The sequence below is a fragment of the Bradyrhizobium sp. CCBAU 11361 genome, assembly GCF_028128935.1.
Classification (GTDB): Bacteria; Pseudomonadota; Alphaproteobacteria; order Rhizobiales; family Xanthobacteraceae; genus Bradyrhizobium; species Bradyrhizobium niftali.
The window spans coordinates 13,744-36,088 of record NZ_LBJZ01000172.1 but is presented as its reverse complement, the minus strand read 5'-3'; the positions used below and the strand labels follow the sequence as shown (position 1 = coordinate 36,088).

The following is a 22,345-nucleotide window of genomic DNA, read 5'->3' as shown; positions in this document are numbered from 1 at the left end:
CAGCGCGCCCGGTGGGCGCTCGTCAGGGGTGAGCTGTGCGAGCGCTGGGTTAGGCGGCTTTCTTTTTGGACAACACATCGGTGAGAACGCCCATGATGTCGCTCTCCTTCATGATCAACAGGTCCTGCCCGTCGATCTTGACCTCGGTGCCGGACCACTTGCCGAACAGCACGCGGTCGCCGACCTCAATGTCGATCGGAATCAGCTTGCCGGTCTCGTCGCGGCCACCGGGGCCGACAGCGATGACTTCGCCCTGCGAGGGCTTTTCCTTGGCAGTGTCGGGAATGATAATGCCGCCAGCGGTCTTCTCATCGGCGTCGATGCGCTTGACCACAACGCGGTCGTGAAGCGGACGGAAAGTCATACAGGTCTCCTGAGCGTTTGAGCAAGTTGGTGATAGGCACATTGTGACCAGCCCAATTGTAGCAAGAGTCAGGCCAAAACTGAGCTGAACGATCCATCCCTGCAGTTCTGCTGAATCGTTGCCTGGCCTGCGCGTGTCTTTGTCCGGAAGCCAACGCCCTCAGGTACACGGCCCGCCAAGCTGTGACGAAAATAACATTGCGTTTCGTCGAAACACCCAGATTGAACCTTCCTCAACATTGGCCTGGCGGCCGTTACACCGGTAGAAGCGCCGCGTGTTTCGACGGCGGTGGCCGGAATGCACATGATTGCTTCGTCTGACGGCAGCATCTAGGAGCTGACGCCGACGAAGCGTGCGGTGCACAAGACTCATCGAAGATCGGCGCTCGATGAATTTGACGAAGTCGCGCACAATAACAAGTATGCCAACTATCTCAAAAACTCAGGCGGCGTGCTCCAAGAGAGGCCATCATCGAATTGTATCGAATTGTTGATGTCCAGCCGTGGCACGGTCGCTCAAAAACTGACTGAATTTACCCCGATCGTTCGTAGACCGAGAGTGAGCAGGCAGGTGTTGTTCAGCACGGGCGATGCCGAACCAGCGGAGTAGTTGTAGGAACTTACGTAGTTTGCCGCCAGTACGAAGCAATCGTCGACATACGACCGCGAACAAGGCTCGAGGTGTCGAATACAAAATTCTCCGCGTCCTCGTTCGGCAGCTTGCCGGTGTGGGGCTCGTCGGGCCGGATGATGACCTGCGCGATTGGCTCGACGGCGGTCGTGCCCCGTGGCTGCACATTTATGAGGGGATAGCGGTATTCAAAGCCGACGGTCGGCATCAGGCGGACCGTCTGGGTGCTGCCAACCGGCAGGTAGTTGGAAACGCCCGGCTGGCTCGAGATGTCGGCATTGATGCCCGGCGCGGACACTGACGAACGGCGTGCAAGGGCTTGCGCCACTGCGCCTCGGCCGTCAGGCGGGTATAGGCCCCCGGCATGCCGCGCAGCAAGCGCTGCGACGGCAATCGCGCCATCGGATCGGTGGACGCGGTCGTGCACAGACCATTGGCGTTGGCGAGTGTCGTCATCGGATCGAACACCGCTGTTTTGCGGGTCAGGTTAGTGAAGTCCACCATGCAGCTGAACTCGCCACCCAGGATCGGACTTTCAAGCCAAGCACTATCTGCTTTATAATTGCAGCTGCAGCCCCTGCTAGCCCCAAAATTCAGGCAAATGCTCCCAACGATATCGACCCTCCCGAAGTTGCAGATGCTGGTTCGCGGGTTAGTTAGGCTACACGCTAAGCTGACATATTGGTCCTCATCAGAGTCTCCTTTCCAAACAAGAAGGTCCGGCGAGACGCTGGCCGACAACGCCTGCCGCCTCGCGCAAATAGAAAACCAAGATTCGTGCCATGGAGCGGAGACAGCGGTGCGGGAAAGAGCGCGGGAGTTCTTGAAGAATGATCCGCACCGACCTCGATCTGGCCATTGCGCGCCCCAGTACGAACGCGCAAAGGCCGGCCAGCGGTGCTGATGGGAATTCGCTCCAGCAGTTCTCGGGTAGCCGGCTCGCCCAATACGGATGCTCACCGGCTTCTTCACACTTGTTGTGTTCGCGACTGATTAGTCGCATTGGCGACGTAATGTTCGCGCGGCCTGCAGCACAGTTCGGTTAAGCCTCTGAAGACGCAGAGCCGCTTATTTTTGGCTTTCCCGAGCTTGTTGGCTTTCCTGAGCGCTTGGCACGAGATTTGATTATCCTGCGTCGGCGGCAGCAGTTCCTGACCGCCGACTACGCGAAGGGAAAAAGCATGAATATGTCAGCTTATGACGTGACCGAATTGACTCTCGAAGAAGCGTGTGCTGCTGCGGGAGGGCAAGATCCGTGCGGTTGGGTAGTTAGGCCAAATCCGGAGGGTAATTATATCATCGTCGAGCCAATCTACTGCCCGCCTCCGACTCCGAGTGCATAAGTAGCGTGCGCAAAAAGTAACTTGGTGAGCCAGTCTGTGGCGCAGATACCTGTCCTCCAGGCTGGCTCGCCTCATGATGCAGAAACTTCTGTACGGGACGGAAACGCTTTCGCGCCGCAGCTACGGTTGGAATATCCTCTTCAACGTGCGTCCGCTAACAGTCCGTCGCTCTGGAGCAGGACAAATGTGGGCGCTGAGGGTCTGAGAATTTCTTAACTTCTCTCGGTGACCGAGCAAGCCGCCGACCTGCAGAGCCGACCGTTCCCCATTCAGGAGGAGACAAACAATGAAGCTCGATGTGCCATCTTTCAATCTGGCCGAACTCACCGCTGGCGAAGCAGCTGCGATCTCGGGAGGGTGGGTTCTCGGATTGTTTGCAGCAGTTATTGCGGTGTTCGCAGCTGTAGCTGCATGGGATATAATGCGTTGATCGTTTGGTCCGGTGAATAAGAGGCGGTGCATCCCTCGGAGGTGCTCAAGCTAGATCTGCATGTTGGGCCTGCTAATCGCCATATAGCGTGACTACTATGACTGATGAGTTACTGCCTCCGGAAGTGGTCGGTTGCACTGCGGAGAGTATTCTGTCGCGAGGATCAGGGCGATCTTTGGCAATCTACAAGCTGATAGTACTGTCTGTCGTTGCGACCATGTCGTCGCTGCCGATCATTACTGTCACGCTTTCTGTTCAAAGTGCCGGTACTATTCGTCCCACAATGGAGAAGACTCCCCTGATTGCGCCGCTTTCCGGGCGCATCTCCCGGGTTCTTGCGGTCGAGAACGATCGCGTTGAACAAGGCCGGGAGATCCTAGTTCTCGACGACAAGGTCATTGAGGAAAAAATCGGTACGCTAACGGACGAAATCCGTCTGAAGCGAGATCGTGCCATCGACCTCCAGACCCTGATCTCTTCTGGCGCGCAGTTCGCCCCTCCCATCCGCCTCCGGACCGAGGCCGCCGAGGCCGAGCGGCTGCATTTTCTCAATCTGTTGCGGGAGAACCAATATGCCCGCGGCAATGCCGCGGTGGAGCTCGATCGGGCCAAGCGCCTCCTCTCCGTTGCTGCAGCGCCCGCCAAGGCGGTTGAGGAAAAGACCTTGGCGCTGCAGAGCCTCGAAGTAAAAGGCGAGATCCTTGCACGGAGCAAATCCGCCGAATGGAATCAGCAACTCTTCGATACGAACCTCCGCCTTCAGGAGCTCACTGCGAGCCTGCACCAACTTGAGAGCGAACGCGACCTGACCCGCATTCGCGCTCCCGTGTCCGGCGCGCTCGAGCAATTCTCTGGCCTGTCGCCAGGCGGCTACGTCCAGGCAGGGCAAACCGTGGGTTGGATATCGCCTGAAGGCGAACTGGTGGCAGAAATTTACGTCTCTCCCAAAGACATCAGCTTCGTGCAGCAGGGGCAGGCGGTGCGGCTCCAGGTCGACGCTTTCAATTACAATCAGTGGGGGGGAATCGACGCGAAAGTGCTAAACGTGGCGCAGGACTTCATCCTCCTGGACAAGAACCCGGTCTTCAAGGTCCGTTGCGCGCTCTCTCGCAGTTACCTTGCACTCAAAAACGGAATTATTGGCCATCTGAAGAAGGGCATGACCGTGCGAGCCCGCTTTTTCGTGGCTGAGCGCACTCTACTGCAACTCCTCTACACTGAGGTCGACGATTGGCTCAACCCGCTCCTGGCTGCCCGCTAACTATTGATTATTCGAGAGCCAGTGAGCCAATGTCGAGACAGATCATCAAGTTGAAGCAGCGGGACATGACGGATTGTGGGGCAGCCAGCCTTGCTTCTGTTGGCGCCTTCTATGGCTGCAAGTTGCCCTTGTCTCGTATCCGACAGTTTGCCTCAACCGACCGCTCCGGCACCACGGTGGCGGGTCTTTTGCACGCGGCTCAAAAGCTGGGCTTCATTGCTAAAGGTGTCAAGGGCAACTTCGACAGCTTGTACAAGGTCCCGAAGCCCGCTATTGCGCATGTGATCGTCAAGGACGTCCTGCATCACTTCGTGGTCGTCCAGGCGATCGACGCGAGGTGCGTCACCGTGATGGACCCAGCTTTTGGTGAAATTCGAAAGCTGTCGCATGAAGAATTCAAAGGGCAGTGGACCGGTGTCCTGGTGCTCCTGGTTCCGGCAGATACCTTCAAGCGCCGCGATGAGACCACCTCAACTTTTCTTCGCTTCGTCCGACTGCTTGCGCCGCACAGAGCTGCGCTGGCGCAGGCGCTCGTCGGCGCACTGGTAACCACCATTCTGGGACTCTCGACGGCCATTTACGTACAGAAGATCGTCGATCACGTGATTGCATCGGGCAACCGCAACTTGCTCAACCTCATGAGCGTCGCGATGTTGCTGATCCTGGTGCCACAAATCCTTATCAGTCTCCTTAGAAGCCGGCTCGCCCTGGAAACTGGGCAGAAGATCGATGTGTGCTTGATCCTCAGCTACTACAATCACATCCTAAGCTTACCCCAAAAGTTCTTCGATAGTATGCAAGTGGGAGAAATCGTTTCCCGGATGAACGACGCGGTGAAAATCAGGAGCTTCTTGAACGAGGTCTCCATCACGATGTTCGTCAACATCCTAGTCATACTGTTCTCGTTCGGGTTGATGTTCCTCTACTCGTGGAAGATCGCTGTGGTCGTGGCGATCTCGGTTCCACTATATTCGCTGGTATACTGGACCACTAATCGGCTGAACAGCAAGCGCCAGCGCGCAATCATGGAGAATGCCGCCGATCTGGAGGCGCAATTGGTGGAATCGCTCGGAGCTGTTTCTACGATCAAAACATTCGGGATGGAGAACAGCTCCTGCCTTAAGATGGAGACCCGCTTCGTTAAGACGCTGCAGTCAGTCTACAGTGCCGGCCTTATCTCGATCCTAGGAGATAACGCTTCTTCGTTCCTCTCAACTCTGTTGACGATCCTGCTAATGTGGTTCGGGACGACGCTTGTTCTGGATCAGACCGTCACTCCGGGTGAATTACTTTCGTGCTATGCGCTGCTCGGCTATATCACCCGCCCAGTCGCCAACCTGATCCAAGCTAACAGAGTTGTGCAGGACGCCTTTATCGCGGCGGATCGCCTGTTTGAGATTTTTGACCTTGAGCCGGCGCGTGACGGAGGCGCTGATGTCACGAAATCAAGTCTCGGTGATATCATCTTCGAGAATGTCACGTTCCGTCACGGCGCCCAGCCCAAGCTATTTCAAGACCTCAGCGTCACGTTCCGCAGAGGCGAGATGACGGCCGTGGTCGGGGAAAGCGGCTCCGGCAAGAGCTCCCTTGCCGCGCTGCTGCAGAACATCTACCCGCTCGAGGGTGGGCGCATCCGGATCGGCCCCCATGATCTCAAAGACTTATCGACCGTATCCCTGCGTAACGTTGTTGCTTCGGTACCGCAGTCAACGGACGTATTCTCGGGCTCGGTGATCGAGAACATCGCACTTGGCGAGTTCGAGCCGGAGATCGACAGGATCATGAAAATCTGCGATCAAACTGGGCTGCGGGAGGTGATTGAGCGTTGGCCCGGAGGCTTCCAGGCCTATCTGGGCAAAAACGGCGTAAGGCTCTCTGGCGGCGAGAAGCAGCGCCTTTCGTTGGCGCGAGCTCTCTATCGGGATCCGGCAATCCTAATCCTAGACGAGCCGACTTCCTCTCTCGACCCGGTTGCCGAAGCCACAGTGCACCGGCTCCTCCAGGATTTGCGTCGGGCCGGCAAGACCATCGTGGTCATCTCTCACCGACTCAGCACCATCTGTGATGCCGACAAGATCGTCGTCTTAGACAGGGGCCGCATCGTTGCGGAGGGCAGGCATACTGATCTGCTTGGTGAAAGCGCTTATGCTCGCTTGTGGCAGACGCAAATCGGCGGAGGCTAAAGTTGAGAAGATGGCTCATCGCCAAATTGGGCGGAATCGTTCGCTGGCTTTAGAGCCTGAAGATTCCGTCGTGTCATGGAGGACGGGGATCGGTCCCTCCGTCGCCGCTACGCGCCCGCGCGTCGCCTCGAAATGACCGCAAAGAATATCCGCCTCGTCGACCCGTTCGTTGGAGAAGAAGCGATAGGCGGCCTTCGTGTTGGCCCAATCCTGATAAACCAGCGGGATGCTTTGACCCATGTCGCGCCCGATTTGGCGAGAAGTTTGCAGAACCGGCGACCAAGCCGCTCATCCTTAAACTCAAATCCCGCAACTTCCCGATCAACCCATGTCTCGATACCGGTCGTCAATCGCTGAGCACGCGCCCCCGCGCATTCTTTCACCAAGCCCATCGAATACTCCGCGCTTCCGAATCAGGTGCTCAACAACGAATCACAACAGATTCTAGCGATTCAAGATTTCGCCCGCGGCGCCTCGCTCAAATCCGATGTCAAATGTGGGTAATTGAAAGCAAGCTGAGGCCGTCAACCTCGGTAAACAGTTGGCAATACGGCGAGCCAGGCGAACGGATCGACATCGTCCACTTTCGCTGTTTGCGGCAGCGTTGCGATAGTTGCCCAGGTTTGTCCGCCGCCGCCGCTGCCCGCGAAGAGCTTTCCCGTAATTTTTGTGGCGGTGCGCGTTCGACGATGCTGCAGTCGAGCTCAATGCGGCCGTCGGTGAGGAAGCGTTCGAAGATGGCAACCCTCGAGACGCCATAACGGATTGGCTCCGCCAGTTTTGGGTTGCCGGAGATCCGCTGCAAGGTTTGCTGCAGAAAGTCGAAGAGATCTGCGACGAGCGCTGCGGAGGATTGCTGCAGCAAACGCGTGCGTCGAGACGCGGATCCGCGTATGGTCTTCTCCAAAGAGCAGATGAGTCCGAGGAAGGTATCGTCCGGAGCTGCTCGCACATTGCGTCAGCCGAATCTGAGATGGCGGCCGTCAGCCGGCAGAGCATATCTCGCGCAACTGTGATCTAGGTGATAGGCTATTGCTGCGCACGAGAGATCACTCTGCCCGGCACGCTCCAGGGAGAATAGCCACAGGTGACATTCGAGCGAAGCTCATCTTTTGGCCGCCCCGAAAAAGAACCGCAGACGACGATCTGGCTCACAGAGGGCGCGTCTGCCGACGCTGGGTGGCAATTTCCATTCCAGGCAGTCGCTGCACCTCCCGGTCCGACAGGTTCCCTTTTGATGTCGATGGCATCCAAATAGCCGTCATGGATCAAGGGAACTGACGGACATATGCATTGTATACCTTGATATACGTTGTGCCGGCGCGTCTGGCGTGTGATTGCGGCTTCGAAGTCGAAATTCACCCGATCTCCGCGCCCAAGGGATAAAGCACCTGTGTCGTCTGTAGAAGTACACCAGCACATCGTTTCACTTCTTCAGAAGCCGAATCCGGTCATCCTGGATATCGGCTGCAATGACGGGACCGATACGGAACAGTTTCTCAACCTGTGCCCGCAAGCTCAGCTCTACTGCTTTGAGCCGGACCCCAGAGCGATCGCGCGCTTCAAGAAGAAGCTGGGCCCATCCCTCAATAGGTTGAAGCTGCTTGAAATCGCCATCAGTGATCGAAACGGGATGATCGACTTCCATCCAAGCAATGCAGATGGTGATGCGAAGGAATGGGACCTCTCCGGCTCGATACGCCGCCCGAAGAACCATCTTACCGAGTATGATTGGGTTCGGTTCGATCGCCCTGTCTCGGTTGAAACGCGGCGGCTGGACGACTGGTGCAGCGATGCCAAGCTGAACACGGTCGATTTCATCTGGATGGATGTCCAGGGAGCCGAAGCCGATGTTATCGCCGGCGGCATGCGGACCTTGAGCAACACGCGCTTCATCTACACGGAATATAGCGACCGCGAGCTCTACGAAGGGCAGTTGTCTCTGCAAGCCATTCTGGACCTGCTACCATCATTCGAAGTGGCGGCCCACTATCCACGCGCAGTGGAAGGTGATGTATTGCTCAAAAATACGCGCTTCTAGTGGCTACTCATATCGAGCGCCTCACTCATCGCTGGAAGACGTGACTGGTGCGCTCTATGCCACCCAAAGCTGCACAACTGGTGATCAATAAGGCCAGGGGATATCGGTAGCCGGACGGGCACTCCGGTTTCCGGCTGCCATTGCAAACCCCGCGCGCGACGTCCGCGTCGGGCGGGTGGTGGGTTTCTGACAATCATTTATTTAGCCGAGCCGGCGCGACCGACGACTTCGCGGTCGGCAGCTCGAGCAGAGGCTTGAATCAACACTGTCAGCCGGCGCTCGAGGCGTTTGATCGTCTGAACGGCTGCTGTATGGTCTGGCCCTCTGGGAAGCTGGTGCACTGCTTCGAACAAATGCCAAAGCAATTGCATCAGTTCTCCTAGCTCCTTGAGATGGGCAGATTTCATCACGCGCTTGACGTCGCTATTGTTGTCTCAATGGGAAAGCGAGCTGAAGCATGTTGTTCATTCCGGATCAAGATTGCCGTGAGGGGTCCAGCATAACTGCCGAAGTCGATTGTCCCGCAAGGCGTCCTGGACACGGTGCAGGAGAAGGCGGCGGCGATCATCAGGGGCCGATCGCGCGCCGGATCGGATCAAGATCGTGATCGCAATCGCGGCTGCTTGCCTGCTCATGTGCCCCAGGTGGAGCGGATCATCGAGGCTGCGAGCACGCTCTGTCCGTGCGGCTGCGGCGCCATGACGAAGATCGGCGAGCACCTCAGTAAACGCCTCGACCTGATCCCGGCGCAACGGCGGATTTTTGGTCACGCGCCGCCCAAAATACGTCTGCCGTGGCTGCTCGGGCGCTATCGGAGGCACACGCGACGGAGCATGTCGTGCCCGGCAGACTGTCGACCGAGGCGGCCATTGCGCACGTGATCGTCTCCAAGTTCGGCGACCATACGCCGTTTTACGACGTGCAAGAGGCCGGCGGCCGCTCACGTCGGAAGTACTGAATTCCGGCGGAAGGCCTCGACCCCTTCAATGCCGCGCTTGTCAGCTTGATCGAGGTCGTCCGGAGTTGCCGCTCGATCAACCGCAATTTCAGGCCGGTCCGATCGGCGTCCGCGTGCCCATGGAGGCGAGCAGCAAGAGCAGCTCGGGCGTCAGGATCGGATCAGGATTTCAGCATGTGACGAACTATCATCCCAATCGATCGCTTATGCTTGTCTCTGTCTCCCTAATCGTCCAATCATCAATCATCAGACACGGCGGGCCAGAACACTCCAAACTGTCGTTCATTGGTAGCAAAAAAAGCCCGGCCTCATTTCGATGGCCGGGCGGAAGTCAGTCGTCGACAGAGGGAGGACCTGCCGACGGTTATTTGCGGCAAAACGCTTACCGCAAATTCAAGTTGCGAGAGGATCAATGATCGAGAAATCTGTCGTCGTTTCCTTCTCTATCAAGACGATATTGATGGAATGCGGCTCAACACTGGCTCGCACAGACCTTGGAGGGGGGTCTCCGCTGCCCTGAGGATCGTCAAAGTCATGCTGATTAAATGAGCAGCGCCGAACAGAGACGATCCGCGGCTGTTCGAACGGCTTCAACGTGCCGGCCGCAGAGCGCAGCAGCCCAGCATCCCCCGCGGCTGTCATCGTTCGCATGCGAGCACTCGGAGCCCGTTCGCGCGATCCCGCAGGCGGGGTTTGGGCCACCTGCGTCGCCCTCTGCTGTACACACATCGACCGCATTGGTATCATCGTCTCACTGATGGCAGCAAACAGCGGGCCGGTCTGACTTGCCGGGCATCCTCATCAGTTACTTCGAAATGTACAACGTGACGCTACGTGCGATTCAAGGCCTGTGAGCTGATCCGCATAAAATTTAAGTCGCCGAGCTGTCACAGGCAGCTAAGTGATCCGCCAGTGGTCGGAAAATTGAAGTGATCGATGATGATCTCGGTCGTTCAGCGGCCGGCGGCATACAACGCACCGGATTCGAGCGAATGGTGGCGGAGGTTTGCCTCGGCAAGGTTGGTGCGGTTTGCGCCCGCGAGGTCTTGCGCTTCGCCCGCAACAGCCGGGATAGGCAGCAACTCATCGAGATGTGCCGCGTGGTCGATACCGTGCTGGTCGATCAAGAGACCATCTATGCGCCAAGGCACGGCAACGACGCCCCTGCTGCTCGGGCTCAAGGGCAGCCTCAACGAGTACGAGCTGGATCTGTTGCGCCAGCGCTCGCTCTCGGCTCGCTACGAGAAGGCGCGCCGGGCAAGTTGGTTGTGACAGCGCCCGTCGGACTCCTGCTCGGAAGTGCAGCATACCAGGCTTTCCATGAAATGGTTCATCCACGAGCAATTCCGCACGCCCCGCAGCAACGGATTGCCAGACCTGCGTCATGATGTGGTCTGCCGCTGGAGGACCTGGCGGCCTGCCAGCCTTGTTTAAAGGCCAAGAGAGAGCGACCCTTGAGGAAAACCGCTTCTCAAAAACCCCGCGGTATATCCGTGAGCATTCCCTTCCCAGTCGCCAACATAGCGAGCTCTCATAAGCCTCTACGCCCACTGCCTTGATCATTGTCGTGTCGAGCACGATCCACTTGCATTTCAGCGCAACGACTCCCGGTTCAACTCACGAACCTTCCAAGCCACTGTCGCTAAAAGGGGCGAGCGACGTCCGCCCGGCAGGCCCGGTACAGGGGCAGACACGCGCATTTCAACCACCATGGCAGCAAGATGGAATGTCAATCGGAACACAGTGACCTATCCGGGGCGATCGTGCCCGAACCTCGCACGTCTTGCTCACTTCGCGCTTGGGCCGCGTTCACCCCAACACTTTCAAAGAATGCTGGTTTGACCACACGCGCCACTGGTTGACATCGCTCAAGCTGATCGGCTTTGCACTTGGAGCAGCGATTGCGCCGTCCACCGCGGCATGTTGGAGGATATCACCATCGCCGTCGCTAGATCGATAGCAGGGAGCGAGTCCGCCTTCGGGCGACAAATGAAGAACGGCAGAGATGGCGGCGGAGCAGATTAACGCTTCCCGCGGCGTACTCGGCAAGACGCTCGCCCTCGACATCGTATGGCTGCGATCCCAAGGAGGCGCGATCGGTAGCGGAGAAGGTCGCCAGATTGTCGCGGTTTGGGCCAACAGCCATCCGGTAGAGCGACTGAACTCCCGTGCGTCTCCCGGCTGCTAAGCGCAACACGACCTGATCGGGCTCCATTGTCAGGTGTGCTGGTGCAAATAGCGAAAATATTGTACTAAAGGGACGGACGCGCGCCCGTCTTGCGATTGGGTGCGATCTCGAGCGGCGCGCATGCGGGATTGTGGTGAGAACAGCCACACCTTCGACGATCTCATCGATGTGAGCCGCATCCTTGGGCGAACGAGACGATGTAACTTAGCATGGATGCGAAGCTGGTGTCGCAAATCTGTCAGATCACTATCGTGAGATTGGCCGCATCGCAATGCTGGTGCGGCTGCCGTGACGCGCGGCAAGACGGCCGGTGGTTCGGCATACCGAAACTGGAGATCTTCTCAGTTCGCTCCCGTACGCACCGTACGCTTCTGAGACGATCAGACCACTCTCGCTGAGAGAGTGTGCGTTTGTCCGGTCAGTACGAAGGTTGCGCGCGCCTGCCGAAGCGCAATCTGCCAAATAAGCATGCGGGGAGGAATCGCCCGCACCGCACCGGTTCCTTCCTTCGGCGCGCCTTTGGAAAGGCCCTTAGGGGCAAAGAACTGGGGCGCAGGTGTCTCCGCGTGGCGCTGGCATCAAGGTGTGCAGTGGCGGCATCACCGGCATGGGCGAGCGTGTCGAGGGTGACCTAGGTATGCTGGTTCTGCCTAACCGTCATTCCTCTGGAATGGCGTCAAGCATGTGCCGTTTGGTGGCGTTGAGGAGTGCGCTTGGTCGCGACATGCACCCCAACAGGAGACTTGTTTTCCGGGCGGCAGCAAATAACGGATGGCACCGGCTGCGCCCGGCTTCGCCAGCGCGCGTTCGATCTTCCTACAAATGTGTCGCGCGCCGGTGACACGAGCAAGTTTGTGCGACGAAGGCTCGACCGCGCGCTGTCGCGGGGGGCGGGATCGTTGATCAACGGACACGCTGTGACCTGCCAAAATCGAAACCGAAGCGCTGTCACATACGTAATCGAAGCACTCCTGTCGCCAATCATGGTGGCGATTAATGGGCGCGCGACTGGCTGCAGTTATGAGTCCTTCGGGGCGGGAAAAACGTGCAGGCCGCGCATCGTGCTGGTTGATGGGAGACAGTTACGTCCGACCGGCTGAAAAAGTGCACGGCGGATCCTTCATCTTCTTTTTGTAGCCATCACAGTCGTTTCACGATTGATGGCATTGGGCGGATTGATCAATGTACCCAACCTATATAGGCAAGCTTAACAGCTATGCCGCGGCCCTGGAAGCCTTGAGACGAGGCGATCGACTGCGCGGCCTAATGCCACGCGCAGGAACCGATTTTGCTTCGAACGATTATCTGGCCCTGGCGAGCGCGCCGCGTATGAAAAAGGCTTTGTTCACCGCGCTTGAGGGCGGCACGCCGATCGGAGCTGGTGGGTCACGGCTGCTGCGCGGCAATTGCGAGGAGCACGAAGCTCTCGAAGCCGAGGCGGCGCAGTTCTTCCGATCGGAGACAGCGCTGTTCTTTGGCGGCGGTTATATCGCAAACTTCGCTGTTCTGACGACGCTGCCGCAGCGGGGCGATCTGCTCGTTCTCGATTCGCTCGTGCACGCCAGCATTCATGAAGCCGCGCGAGCGGGTCGAGCCGAGTTTCGGATAAGCGCCCACAATGATCTACAGTCGGTTGCAGATACGACTAGCGACTGGCGCGCCAAGGGCGGAATGGGGCGCATCTGGATCGTGGTGGAGAGCCTCTACAGTATGGACGGTGACTTCGCGCCGCTTAAAGATCTGGTCGCAATGGCCGAGCGCTACGAGGCGTTCCTGGTCGTGGACGAGGCTCATGCCACAGGCGTTTACGGCGAGCAGGGCCGGGGGCTCACCGCTTCCTATGAGAGGCGCGAAGATCTGGTGGTGATCCACACTTGCGAGAAGGCGCTGGGCGCGGCGGGCGCGCTCGTCACTGCTTCCGGCGTATTGCGCGACTTCATGGTCAATCGGTGCCGTCCATTTGTGTTCGCCACCGCGGCATCACCCCTTATGGCTGTCGCGGTGCGAGAAGCACTCTTGATCCTGCAGGAGGAACCCGAGCGGCAGCAACGCCTTATCGATCTGATCGACTTTACACATCGTCAGCTCGTTGTGTGCGGGCGCCCGAGCCGTTCGAACTCTCAGATCATTCCTTACGTCGTGGGTGACAACGGCCGCGCGATGCGGCTCGCCTCTGCACTACAGGCGCGCGGCTTTGATATCCGCGGGATACGGCCGCCAACAGTGCCTGTGGGAACGGCAAGGTTGCGGATCTCGCTGACGCTTAACGTCGGGCAAGTTGATGTATCCGACATGATTGATGCGTTGGTCGAAGAGACTTGGGGCGACGTGCGATGACGGCGCGAGCCGCGATCATGGGGCTGATGTCCGCATCGGCAAAGCGATTTTCAAAGGTGCGCGTCGGCGCGCGAAGATGCTCCATTTCGATGCGCACTTCAAATCGCAATGACAAGCCCGGCCTGCGCAGAACCAGGAACGCTCTTTGGATGGCACGTCGAGGCGTTCCCAAGCAGATGCAACGAGGCTGCTTTTCCGAGACTGGCGGTCTCCAAAAATCTGATGCAGGAGAGATCGTCCGATGCCGACGCGAGTAGCAATTTTCTTTACATCGGCCGGCTGGGCAGTGGTCGTGGTCGTAATCCTGCTCTATGTGATCTTCGGCCCTGACTGAGGCTGGTGATTATAAGCAGAACCATAGGTGGCTTGCCGGATCGCGGGTGAGGGTCTGCCGGAATTGTCGCGTGTCCTGAGGCCGAGAGCTCAGCCCCAGCGCATGCCTCGCACCGCAATCTGCCTCTTGAACCACCTCTGTGGGCTTGGCGGATCAACGTGAAGGTATGGATGCTGTCGGCCGCGGTATGAGTGTTTCTTGGTGCTGGTCTCGCATTGCCAACATGAGTACGTAGAATACGAGGAGAATTAAGAGGCCGCGCATACCAAAGGTCTTCCCGAAGCTATGACATTTGTGGAGCGAATTGTATTCGGTGCATTTGATGCAGCCGATGGACGAGTGATTACGTAGAACTCGACCGAAGCCCTGTATCAGGCGGCAAACGACTAGCCGGCCGCCCGAAGGTGCCAGCGTTAGCTCAGCAAATCGACCCTGCCGGTGTCGAGCCGATACAGGCCCCCGACGATCTTCAGTCTGTTCTGCTCAACTGCCGCGTTCAGAATCGGGCCCGCCGATTTGAGTTTGTTGACATTATCGATTACATTTTGTCGGGTTGCATTGGCGAACGTGTCACCGGTTTGCTGGCGAGATGCCGTTACCGCAGGCGCAAGCGCAGCGACGAGGGATGAAATGTGCCCCGGCGGTGGCTTATCGTGGTGGAGCGACTTGACCGTGGTGTCTATCGCACCGCAATGATCGTGACCAAGTACCAGGATCAGCGGCGTGTTCAGCACGGCGACCGCATATTCCACACTGGCGAGCGTGTCATCGTTGACGAAGTTGCCGGCGAGACGGCAGACAAACAAATCACCAAGTCCGCTGCCGAAGACAAGTTCAGGCGCCACGCGAGAATCGGCGCAGCTCAGAACCGCCGCATAAGGATTTTGCCCATCGACCAAGACTTGGCGCTCGCGTTTGAAATCGTCGCCTCGTGAAGTGCCCTGGACATAGCGATCGTTCCCTTCCATCAGCCGCTTCAGCGCAGCATCCGGCGAGAGCAGGTTATCTGGCTTCGGCGGCGCTTTTGCTTCCTTCGCATCAACAATGTTGGCAAGCCGCAGGCAACTCGCCGAAACAGCGAACAGCAACAGCGAGCGGCGCGAAGGCGCGATCTTGGTCGGATAGGACATATTCGGAGAACGGCCTGCATGCATGTGCTTCACCTCATCGCACGGCTTTATGCCACCCGGTGGCTTCAGCTTCCGCTTCGCTGCAGAGCCAGCGGTCACCAGGCATCTTCGTTATGTCGATTTGTTCGTAACTGAGTTGTCCGGGCAGGTGATAAATGCGCTCGCCGTTGCGGTCCACGGTGCCTTTTATCAGACACTCGGGCGAGGGCGGGTCCGATAACAGAGTGGAACCGAGCAGGAGTTCCCGAGCGTTGATCGGAACCGAGCTCGCACCGACGATGATCGTCGACTTGTTGCGGCGACGCCAGTCCCAAGGCGCGATGAACGCCCCCGACCACAGCCCCACATCGGCTGTGCTCGCCACCAACTCATAGATGGCGTAGTTAGGGTTAGATCGACCCGACGAAAGTGCCCAGCCCGAGCGTACCATCCAGGCGTTCACATTCTCGCCTTCAATGAAGCAAGTGCCGAGTGACCTCCTGTACTCATCAACTCCTGTGGTATGACAATCCCACGTTCGTCCTTTTGAATGCTTGATAAGCTCGTCGCGAGCCGCTACACCGCAAGCCCATTTCCGGCCGTGGGCGTCGACGCAAATCTGATCAGTCGCAGGAGCTTCGATGCCTGAGAGCCGTATTTTGGTTTGCTCGATCTCGATCGTATTGCCGTCGAGGATGCGCGGAGCGTCGCTGAGTTTCGCCGCGCAAGCCGGAGATGTCATGACGGCGAGCAATGCGACCATCATTCGGCGGTGTTTCATCCCGACACTAACCTTTCGTTCTTGGTCCATGTTCACGCACGATCCGGCGCCGCCACATTCGACTGCTTGACCGCACCATGTCCGTTATTGGGCCAGCATCGTTCGACGTGTGCTTTATGAAAGCTTGGTCGTGATTTCCAACCTACGACCTGACGCAGCGTGAGGTTCAAGCGATTTCTTACGGTGTGCGTGTCTCGGTATCCTTCGAGGCTCGCCGGTCTCTCTCAGTCGGCGCGCACTGCACCCTGACGACCTGAGGAGGAGATCCCCATCGCTCGAAGATGCAGGAGAAAGCCGGACCTCGGAACGCTGTTTCTCACGCGCTTGAACAAAAGCGCCTGTGAATTTTCGGCGGTCGAGCGCAAGTCAGTCGTGGAGGAGCGACCTTGCTACGCTTCGTGCCAACCTGCATCGGCAGACAGAAGGCTGCCGACGGTTTCGACGACGGTGATGACAGTTCGTCGTAAAATTCTTGTCGCGAAAAGACCGATGTAGAAATATGGTCTCGCTTCCTCTGACCGGTTTGGACAAAGGCGCCAAGGAGTTCAGCTCACCCCTCGCTGCGTAAATGAGTCGGAATCTCGTTGCGCAAACCCTGCAAAACCTGGAGCTCTCTTTCGTACAGCCAGCCGGATGGTCGTTGATACCGATCACATTATGGCTTTTCGCACCTCCGAGCTCCACATAATCGTACGTGGTGCTGCCGCACCGTTCGTATAATCGGACCGGATTGTTCATGACCCAGGCTGCCCGATGGGCGGCCGCTCTTTCGTGGTACTGACCGCATATTGACGCGCCACGCGGACCAACTGCCGCTTTTCTTGAGAAGCAAGCATCATCGATCGTCGACGCTCGATCGGGCCGTGCTCTATGCTCGCCCAGCAGATCAGCTGATCCGACCGGGCCCTCGTACAAAATGGCCGGCTTCATCGGGCGACGGCAGGACATTGCCCTCCTTGAACGTGAATTTGAAGTTCACCGTGTATCGTTGATCATCCGTACGGGCGGCGTCCCATCGGCAAATCACCCATATCGAACAGGCCTCGCTGGGGCAGCCCGTCATCTGCCGCCCGTAGCCCACCAGGCGGCGAACGATAGCTCCGTTCTTTTGTGCGACGAGTGCCTGACCGTCCTTCTTGTAGGCCCTGGAACGAGTGACTTCAACATCGTGAGCGGCGCCACGGCACGACCGTGTCGTTCGTGAACGCTGTCGTTGTCAAAATCGAGCCCGCGAACGGGTCAGGGAAATAGGTTCTGCGCGCGCTCCGATCACGGGCCGAAGGCTCGCGACTGTTGCGAAGGCGTAAACACCGCGACTTTGGAGCGCATATGTTTTGCAGTTGCTCTGAGGCGCTCGGCGCCCAAAGAGCTGCGGCGCGATCCTGCTCTGCGCGACTATTTACCGAGGCCTGTCGCGCCCGTCTAACTCTTCCCATTCCTTTGGCTCTATGCGATCGAACCAGGAGCCGGGAGGGAACGCCGCGATACGCTTGGCAAAGAAGGATTGCGGCTCCCAATCGTATCCTTCGCTCTTCTCGAAAATGATGACCCCGTTGTGAGTAAAAAAGCGGGGCCCGGGGATATTACAGTTCACCAAAAGCAGAACGCGCCACAGACCCCCTTTCTCGGTCGGCTTATCATTCGGCTTCGGCAAGTAGTCCACTCCAACAGGTTCGACGATAGTGCAGCGGCCCTGCCGCAGAAGATTGCCGAGCGGACCTCGCGTGGTCGTGACAAAGTTGAAGTTGGCCAGGTCATGCAGAAAGCGATGATTTGCGTCCCTTTCGCCATCCGCGACTTCACTGGCGATCAACGAGAGCGCCAGGGCGCGCCAGCCCAATTCCATCGGCTTTGCATAGGTCGACGCAAGTTGAATCGTTCCGTCGAATGCGATCTTCCAGGTGATAACGTACTGTTCGTCTGATTTATTGTCCCGGTGCCTGGTCCAGGAAACGAAAACATATTCATCTCGGTCAAATCCTTCAGCAACGCCCCACGTTCGAGGGACGAACTGTGCGACCTTCGAGACGTTGGAGAGAATGTGTTCTATCGTCTCACCGTCTTGCGCTCGCCACGTGGACTTGACTCTTTCGACGAGGGCGCTTTCGTTGGCACGAACACTGTTGCTCGTCGCAGCCAGTCCGACCAGGCAGATCAGCGATGGACCAAGACAAAACCATAGCGCGCGTCTTCCAGACATTTTCTTCACAACCGTCGGCCTATCTGGTTTTTCATCAACACGTCTTCAAGGCGGGCAACCTTCAACCTGTTATGCGCGAGCGCAATAAGTTAGCGTCGACGCGACGGGGCGACCGATGGTGTCCCGCGCGAGCAGGCGCTCCCCTCTATGTCACGCGCCGCTAACTTCAGTCGCCAGCGACAGCCCGGATTTGCTGTGCTGGACATGCCCAGCAGGAGGGCCTGGGCATGCCGATGACTTGCATTCTTCGTGCCAGGTAACAGACGGAAATTCTTACCGGTTTTGTGTCTTCTTTGTCGACTTTCCGACTTGCACACGTTTCGATCGTTCCATTCAGCCTATCCATCGCGGCTTACCCATCCTCGTCCCGCACCGGATATTCGACGGCGCAGGGGAACGCTTCGGTGCCAAGTTCCTGATGAGAATTCGGAGCACGTTTGCCGCCATTGAACCGTTTGGTTCGGTTGCAGGAATGTGGGCTTTCGATCTCTGCCATGCCTTTGGGCGCTTGTGGCCACGGGGCCGCGGCGCGTTTGGCGCTCCTTTCGCGATATGCGGCGCCTCCGGAAGTCGAGAGCAGCCTCAGTCAGCTGCGGATTGCACTCGATGGCCAACGACGCCAAGCCGATCTTTACGCCGAGCATTTGGAGTCTGGCTCGCACCGCAAATCAACATGCTCGCCGGTATGTTGCTGACTTTCGCCAGGTGTCTTAGGCCTATTCAATACGGATCCTGTTGGTCGAGAAGGCGGTTGGATGGCGGACGTGCTCGATGAACCGCTGGGAAGCCGGGACTCGCATCAAATGCGTTCTGCTCGAGGCAGCAGTCCCGACCGCGCAAGCCGCATTTGCCCCTTCCACCGATCTGGCGTGCGGCCCCACGCGCACGCAGCTCCGATGGTCATTCCGACATCGCTGATTGGAGAGCGCTTCTACATCGTGGTCAACGAAAGAGATGCACGTCATTCCCGTAGCAGATGTCGCAGCGTTAGCTTGAGATATAATCTGAGAGGTTGACGGAAGAGTTCTCTTGCCGATAATCCAACTCGTCGAGGTTCTCCGGTTTGCATTTGATCCGGAGCTAAGAGGGAAGCCGGTGAAAATGCCGGCGCTGCCCCCGCAACTGTGAGCGGCGAGCCGCTGTCCAACGATGTCACTGAAGCCTGCGCGGCTTCGGGAAGGCCGGACAGCAGCGATGACCCGCGAGCCAGGAGACCTGCCCCGACATCTATTCGTCCGCGGGCGGGGTGTCCCGGTGGTGCGCTAAGCAGCCGTCGCACGCGCGACTTCCCCTGCCTGCGTCCGCCATGGCCTTTGCCCCCAACATGGGGTTAACGCTATGTCTCTTCTCTCCCTTCCGGTTGCCACGCTCGGAACGCCACGCATGGGTCCAAGGCGCGAGCTCAAACGCGCTCTCGAAAGCTATTGGGCCGGAAAAAGCAGCGAACAGCAGTTGCTCGAGGACGCAGCTGGCCTGCGTGCCGCGAACTGGGCTCGTCAGAATTCTATCGGCGTCACGGTGATTCCATCGAACGATTTCTCGCTGTATGACCAGGTGCTCGACACAAGTGTCATGGTTGGCGCCATCCCGGGCATCTACGCCTCGAAAGCCGAGTCCGTTTCGCTCAAGACGTACTTCGCCATGGCCCGCGGTTCACAATGCGACGACCAGGATGCGAGTTGCGGTCACGGACCGCGCGGATTTGGCGCACCCGCGCAGGAGATGACCAAGTGGTTCGACACCAACTACCACTACATGGTCCCCGAGTTTCACGGGGGACAGACTTTCAGACTGTGCTCTCGCAAGCCGATCGAGGAGTATGAGGAAGCTAAGGCCCTTGGCTTCCAGACCCGCCCTGTCCTGATCGGGCCGGTCACATTCCTAAAGCTCGGCAAGAGTGCCGATCCTGCGTTCCAGCCACTCTCGCTACTGGACGATCTGATACCGGTCTATATCGAGGTCCTGCAGGAATTGGCCAAACGCGGGGCAAAGTGGGTTCAGTTCGACGAGCCCTGCCTCGTTCTTGATCTGGGCGAGGTGGCGCGAAAATCCTTGCTACATGCTTATAACCGGCTCGCGAAGGAGGGGCCGGCCATCAAGATCATGGTTGCCAGCTATTTCGGCGACCTAGGCGACAATCTGGACACCGCCTTGAGCCTTCCAGTTGCCGGACTGCACCTCGATCTGGTTCGAGCGCCAGAGTTATTGGATCAGATCATCGCTGGCGGCCGAAGTGATCTTGTCATGTCTCTCGGTGTCATCGACGGCCGGAATGTATGGCGGTCGAATTTGTCGTCGCTCCGCCAGCGGCTGGAACCCGCGATTGCGAAGCTTGGCAAGGATCGTGTACAGATCGCCCCATCCTGTTCGCTGCTTCATGTGCCGGTCGATGTTGAACTCGAGACCGGACTCGCTTCCGACGTCAAGCGTTGGCTTGCTTTTTCGGTTCAGAAGATGCATGAGCTTGCAACCCTGGCGCGGGCACTCGCAGGCGATCAGAATGCTGCGCTAGCTCTTGCCGAGTCGGAATGTGCCGCGACTGTCCGCCGGACTTCCCCGAAAATCCGTGATGCCAATGTCGCTGTCCGGATGAGAGCGATCGACCAGACCATGCGCCGGCGCGCCAGCCCATTTGCCCGTCGTGCCGAGATCCAAAGCAATCGTTTCGGACTACCGGCTTTCCCTACCACGACGATCGGATCGTTTCCGCAGAGCACAGAGGTCCGGAATGCCCGTGCAGCGCATGCACGAGGCGCGATGAGCGACGAGCAATACGACCGGTTCCTCAAGGAGGAGACTGCGCGCGCCGTACGTTGGCAGGAGGATATCGGTCTTGACGTCCTCGTGCACGGCGAATTTGAGCGCAATGACATGGTGCAGTACTTCGGCGAGCACCTCGCCGGCTTCGCATTTACCACGAACGGATGGGTGCAATCCTACGGCTCGCGCTGCGTCAGGCCACCGATCCTGTTTGGCGATGTCTTGCGGTCGAAGCCGATCACCGTGGAGTGGTGGCGCTACGCGCAATCACTAACCAGGAAGCCGATGAAGGCGATGTTGACCGGACCGGTGACGATCTTGAACTGGTCCTTTGTTCGCGATGATATTCCCAGAAGCGAGATCTGCCGCCAGATTGCGCTCGCGATCCGAGACGAAGTCCGCGATCTCGAGAACGCTGGTGCGACCATGATCCAGATCGACGAAGCTGCACTCCGCGAAGGATTGCCGTTGCGTCGATCGGAGTGGACGGCTTATCTCGACTGGGCCGTGGATTGCTTCCGCATCTGCTCATCTGGCGTCGCCGATCAAACGCAAATTCATACGCATATGTGCTACTCGGAGTTCAACGACATCATGGGTGCGATCGCTGCAATGGACGCGGATGTCATCTCGATCGAGACGTCGCGCTCGAAAATGGAACTACTCGACGCGTTCAGGAACTACGAATATCCAAATCAGATCGGGCCAGGCGTGTACGACATCCACTCTCAACGTGTTCCCGAGACGGGCGAAATGAAGGAGCTGATGGCATTGGCTCGGGCACGGCTGCGGGATTCGCAGCTCTGGGTCAATCCGGACTGCGGCCTGAAGACGCGCAAATGGGAGGAGGTTCGGCCGGCGCTAGCGAACATGGTCGCTGCCGCCCGCGAATTGCGCGCTGCATCCGATCCGCTAGGCCGTTGATCGCGGGCCTGGGCCTTTTCTCGACAAAGCTGATCCGCTTGTGGTCATTTGCGCTCTCGATAATCTCGAGGGAGCCTTGGGAACGCAAAAAAATGCCCGGCCTTGGCGGGCCGGGCGGAAGGAAAGTCTGGGAGGAACGACCGCTGGCGCATCGCGCCGACTTCCATCGGCGGAGGGAGGACAGCCGACGGTTCGATCACGGCGAGGACATTCGCCGAAAATCTGAGCCCAGTTAAAGCACAAGCTCAGCGTAAGCTCAATTATGCTGTGGTATGCGACCGTATAGCCTGAGTTTTAGAAGTCTACACGAAGGTTTGTAGCTCATGAGCACGTCGGCAACGAGGGGCAGTGATGCCGGCGGTCGCCGCGGGGGCCACCCGCAAATTGGAGCGCTGCTGGCTGGAAACGATATGCTTGATCACCGCGGCGATACGAAAAACCGGGCTCCAAGGATCTCGCAAACGTACGAATGCATGAGCGGCTACTGTTGATTGGGACCCTG

The 22,345-nt window shown here is 58.2% G+C and carries 15 protein-coding genes, 4 pseudogenes and 1 riboswitch; of the genes and pseudogenes, 9 read left to right on the top strand and 10 right to left on the bottom strand.

The genetic code is table 11. From position 1 onward, the window contains the following. Positions 1-49: 49 nt before the first annotated feature. Entirely contained in the window at positions 50-364 is a 315-nt protein-coding gene (locus tag XI08_RS19120) for a co-chaperone GroES (RefSeq protein WP_097669955.1), read from the bottom strand. Positions 365-1,034: 670 nt separating this feature from the next. Next, positions 1,035-1,534, bottom strand: a pseudogene (gene lptD / locus XI08_RS19115) (LPS assembly protein LptD); the annotation flags it as partial. A 1,089-nt stretch (positions 1,535-2,623) separates the two neighbouring features. On the opposite strand from lptD, the gene XI08_RS19110 reads away from it, so the two are divergent. The 3 genes from XI08_RS19110 (at position 2,624) to XI08_RS19100 (ending at position 6,211) form a co-directional block, all read left to right on the top strand. Then, positions 2,624-2,767: a hypothetical protein gene (locus XI08_RS19110; protein ID WP_161536444.1), complete on the top strand. Its 144-nt coding sequence runs from the start codon at positions 2,624-2,626 to the stop codon at positions 2,765-2,767. 175 nt (positions 2,768-2,942) lie between these two features. Further along, the gene (locus XI08_RS19105; protein ID WP_161536443.1) at positions 2,943-4,028 is read left to right on the top strand and encodes an HlyD family secretion protein; all 1,086 of its coding nucleotides are present in this window, start codon (positions 2,943-2,945) and stop codon (positions 4,026-4,028) included. A 29-nt stretch (positions 4,029-4,057) separates the two neighbouring features. Then, positions 4,058-6,211 carry a peptidase domain-containing ABC transporter gene (locus XI08_RS19100; protein WP_161536442.1) on the top strand — a complete coding sequence of 718 codons (2,154 nt, stop codon included), beginning with the start codon at positions 4,058-4,060 and terminating at the stop codon, positions 6,209-6,211. 15 nt (positions 6,212-6,226) lie between these two features. On the opposite strand, the gene XI08_RS46365 is transcribed toward XI08_RS19100, so the two are convergent. The 3 genes and pseudogenes from XI08_RS46365 to XI08_RS19090 form a co-directional block, all read right to left on the bottom strand. Beyond that, positions 6,227-6,451, bottom strand: a complete 225-nt coding sequence (locus tag XI08_RS46365; protein WP_246740376.1) for an IS4/Tn5 family transposase DNA-binding protein — start codon at positions 6,449-6,451, stop codon at positions 6,227-6,229. Continuing rightward, positions 6,431-6,603, bottom strand: a pseudogene (locus tag XI08_RS46360) (transposase DNA-binding-containing protein); the annotation flags it as partial. The pseudogene XI08_RS46360 and the gene XI08_RS46365, both read right to left, overlap by 21 nt. Before the next feature lie 162 nt (positions 6,604-6,765). Continuing rightward, positions 6,766-7,118 (bottom strand): annotated as a pseudogene (locus XI08_RS19090) (IS66 family transposase); the annotation flags it as partial. Positions 7,119-7,604: 486 nt separating this feature from the next. On the opposite strand from XI08_RS19090, the gene XI08_RS19085 reads away from it, so the two are divergent. Continuing rightward, positions 7,605-8,252, top strand: a complete 648-nt coding sequence (locus XI08_RS19085) for an FkbM family methyltransferase (protein ID WP_161536441.1) — start codon at positions 7,605-7,607, stop codon at positions 8,250-8,252. 464 nt (positions 8,253-8,716) lie between these two features. Here the strand turns inward: XI08_RS19085 and XI08_RS19080 are convergent, their stop codons facing one another. Then, a complete protein-coding gene (locus tag XI08_RS19080; RefSeq protein WP_246740375.1) occupies positions 8,717-9,022 on the bottom strand; it encodes a hypothetical protein in 306 nt (101 codons plus the stop codon). Between XI08_RS19080 and XI08_RS46355 the strand changes: the two genes are divergently transcribed. Then, complete coding sequence (locus XI08_RS46355; protein ID WP_333939020.1) at positions 8,951-9,133, top strand: hypothetical protein; 183 nt, start codon at positions 8,951-8,953, stop codon at positions 9,131-9,133. The genes XI08_RS19080 and XI08_RS46355 overlap by 72 nt on opposite strands. 1,030 nt (positions 9,134-10,163) lie before the next feature. Here the strand turns inward: XI08_RS46355 and XI08_RS46350 are convergent. After that, positions 10,164-10,337: a hypothetical protein gene (locus XI08_RS46350; RefSeq protein WP_371740340.1), complete on the bottom strand. Its 174-nt coding sequence runs from the start codon at positions 10,335-10,337 to the stop codon at positions 10,164-10,166. 10 nt (positions 10,338-10,347) lie between these two features. Here XI08_RS46350 and XI08_RS19070 point away from each other — a divergent pair, with 10 nt between their 5' ends. The 3 genes and pseudogenes from XI08_RS19070 (at position 10,348) to XI08_RS19060 (ending at position 13,735) form a co-directional block, all read left to right on the top strand. Further along, positions 10,348-10,482: a recombinase family protein gene (locus XI08_RS19070; RefSeq protein WP_246740669.1), complete on the top strand. Its 135-nt coding sequence runs from the start codon at positions 10,348-10,350 to the stop codon at positions 10,480-10,482. A 586-nt stretch (positions 10,483-11,068) separates the two neighbouring features. Then, a pseudogene (locus tag XI08_RS19065) lies at positions 11,069-11,327 on the top strand (branched-chain amino acid ABC transporter substrate-binding protein); the annotation flags it as partial. A gap of 1,253 nt (positions 11,328-12,580) precedes the next feature. Next, positions 12,581-13,735, top strand: coding sequence for an 8-amino-7-oxononanoate synthase (locus tag XI08_RS19060; protein WP_271575559.1), 1,155 nt, complete (start codon positions 12,581-12,583; stop codon positions 13,733-13,735). Between the two features lie 747 nt (positions 13,736-14,482). Here XI08_RS19060 and XI08_RS19055 read toward each other — a convergent pair. From XI08_RS19055 to XI08_RS19045, 3 genes are all read right to left on the bottom strand, one after another. Next, complete coding sequence (locus XI08_RS19055) at positions 14,483-15,223, bottom strand: carbonic anhydrase (RefSeq protein ID WP_161536440.1); 741 nt, start codon at positions 15,221-15,223, stop codon at positions 14,483-14,485. A gap of 10 nt (positions 15,224-15,233) precedes the next feature. Beyond that, positions 15,234-15,944, bottom strand: coding sequence for a thermonuclease family protein (locus tag XI08_RS19050; protein WP_246740373.1), 711 nt, complete (start codon positions 15,942-15,944; stop codon positions 15,234-15,236). 1,414 nt (positions 15,945-17,358) lie between these two features. Further along, entirely contained in the window at positions 17,359-18,159 is an 801-nt protein-coding gene (locus XI08_RS19045; protein ID WP_271575558.1) for a nodulate formation efficiency C protein, read from the bottom strand. A gap of 1,034 nt (positions 18,160-19,193) precedes the next feature. Beyond that, positions 19,194-19,396, top strand: a riboswitch (cobalamin riboswitch). Positions 19,397-19,497: 101 nt separating this feature from the next. Here XI08_RS19045 and metE point away from each other — a divergent pair. Next, entirely contained in the window at positions 19,498-21,843 is a 2,346-nt protein-coding gene (gene metE / locus XI08_RS19040; RefSeq protein WP_271575557.1) for a 5-methyltetrahydropteroyltriglutamate--homocysteine S-methyltransferase, read from the top strand. Positions 21,844-22,345: the final 502 nt, after the last annotated feature.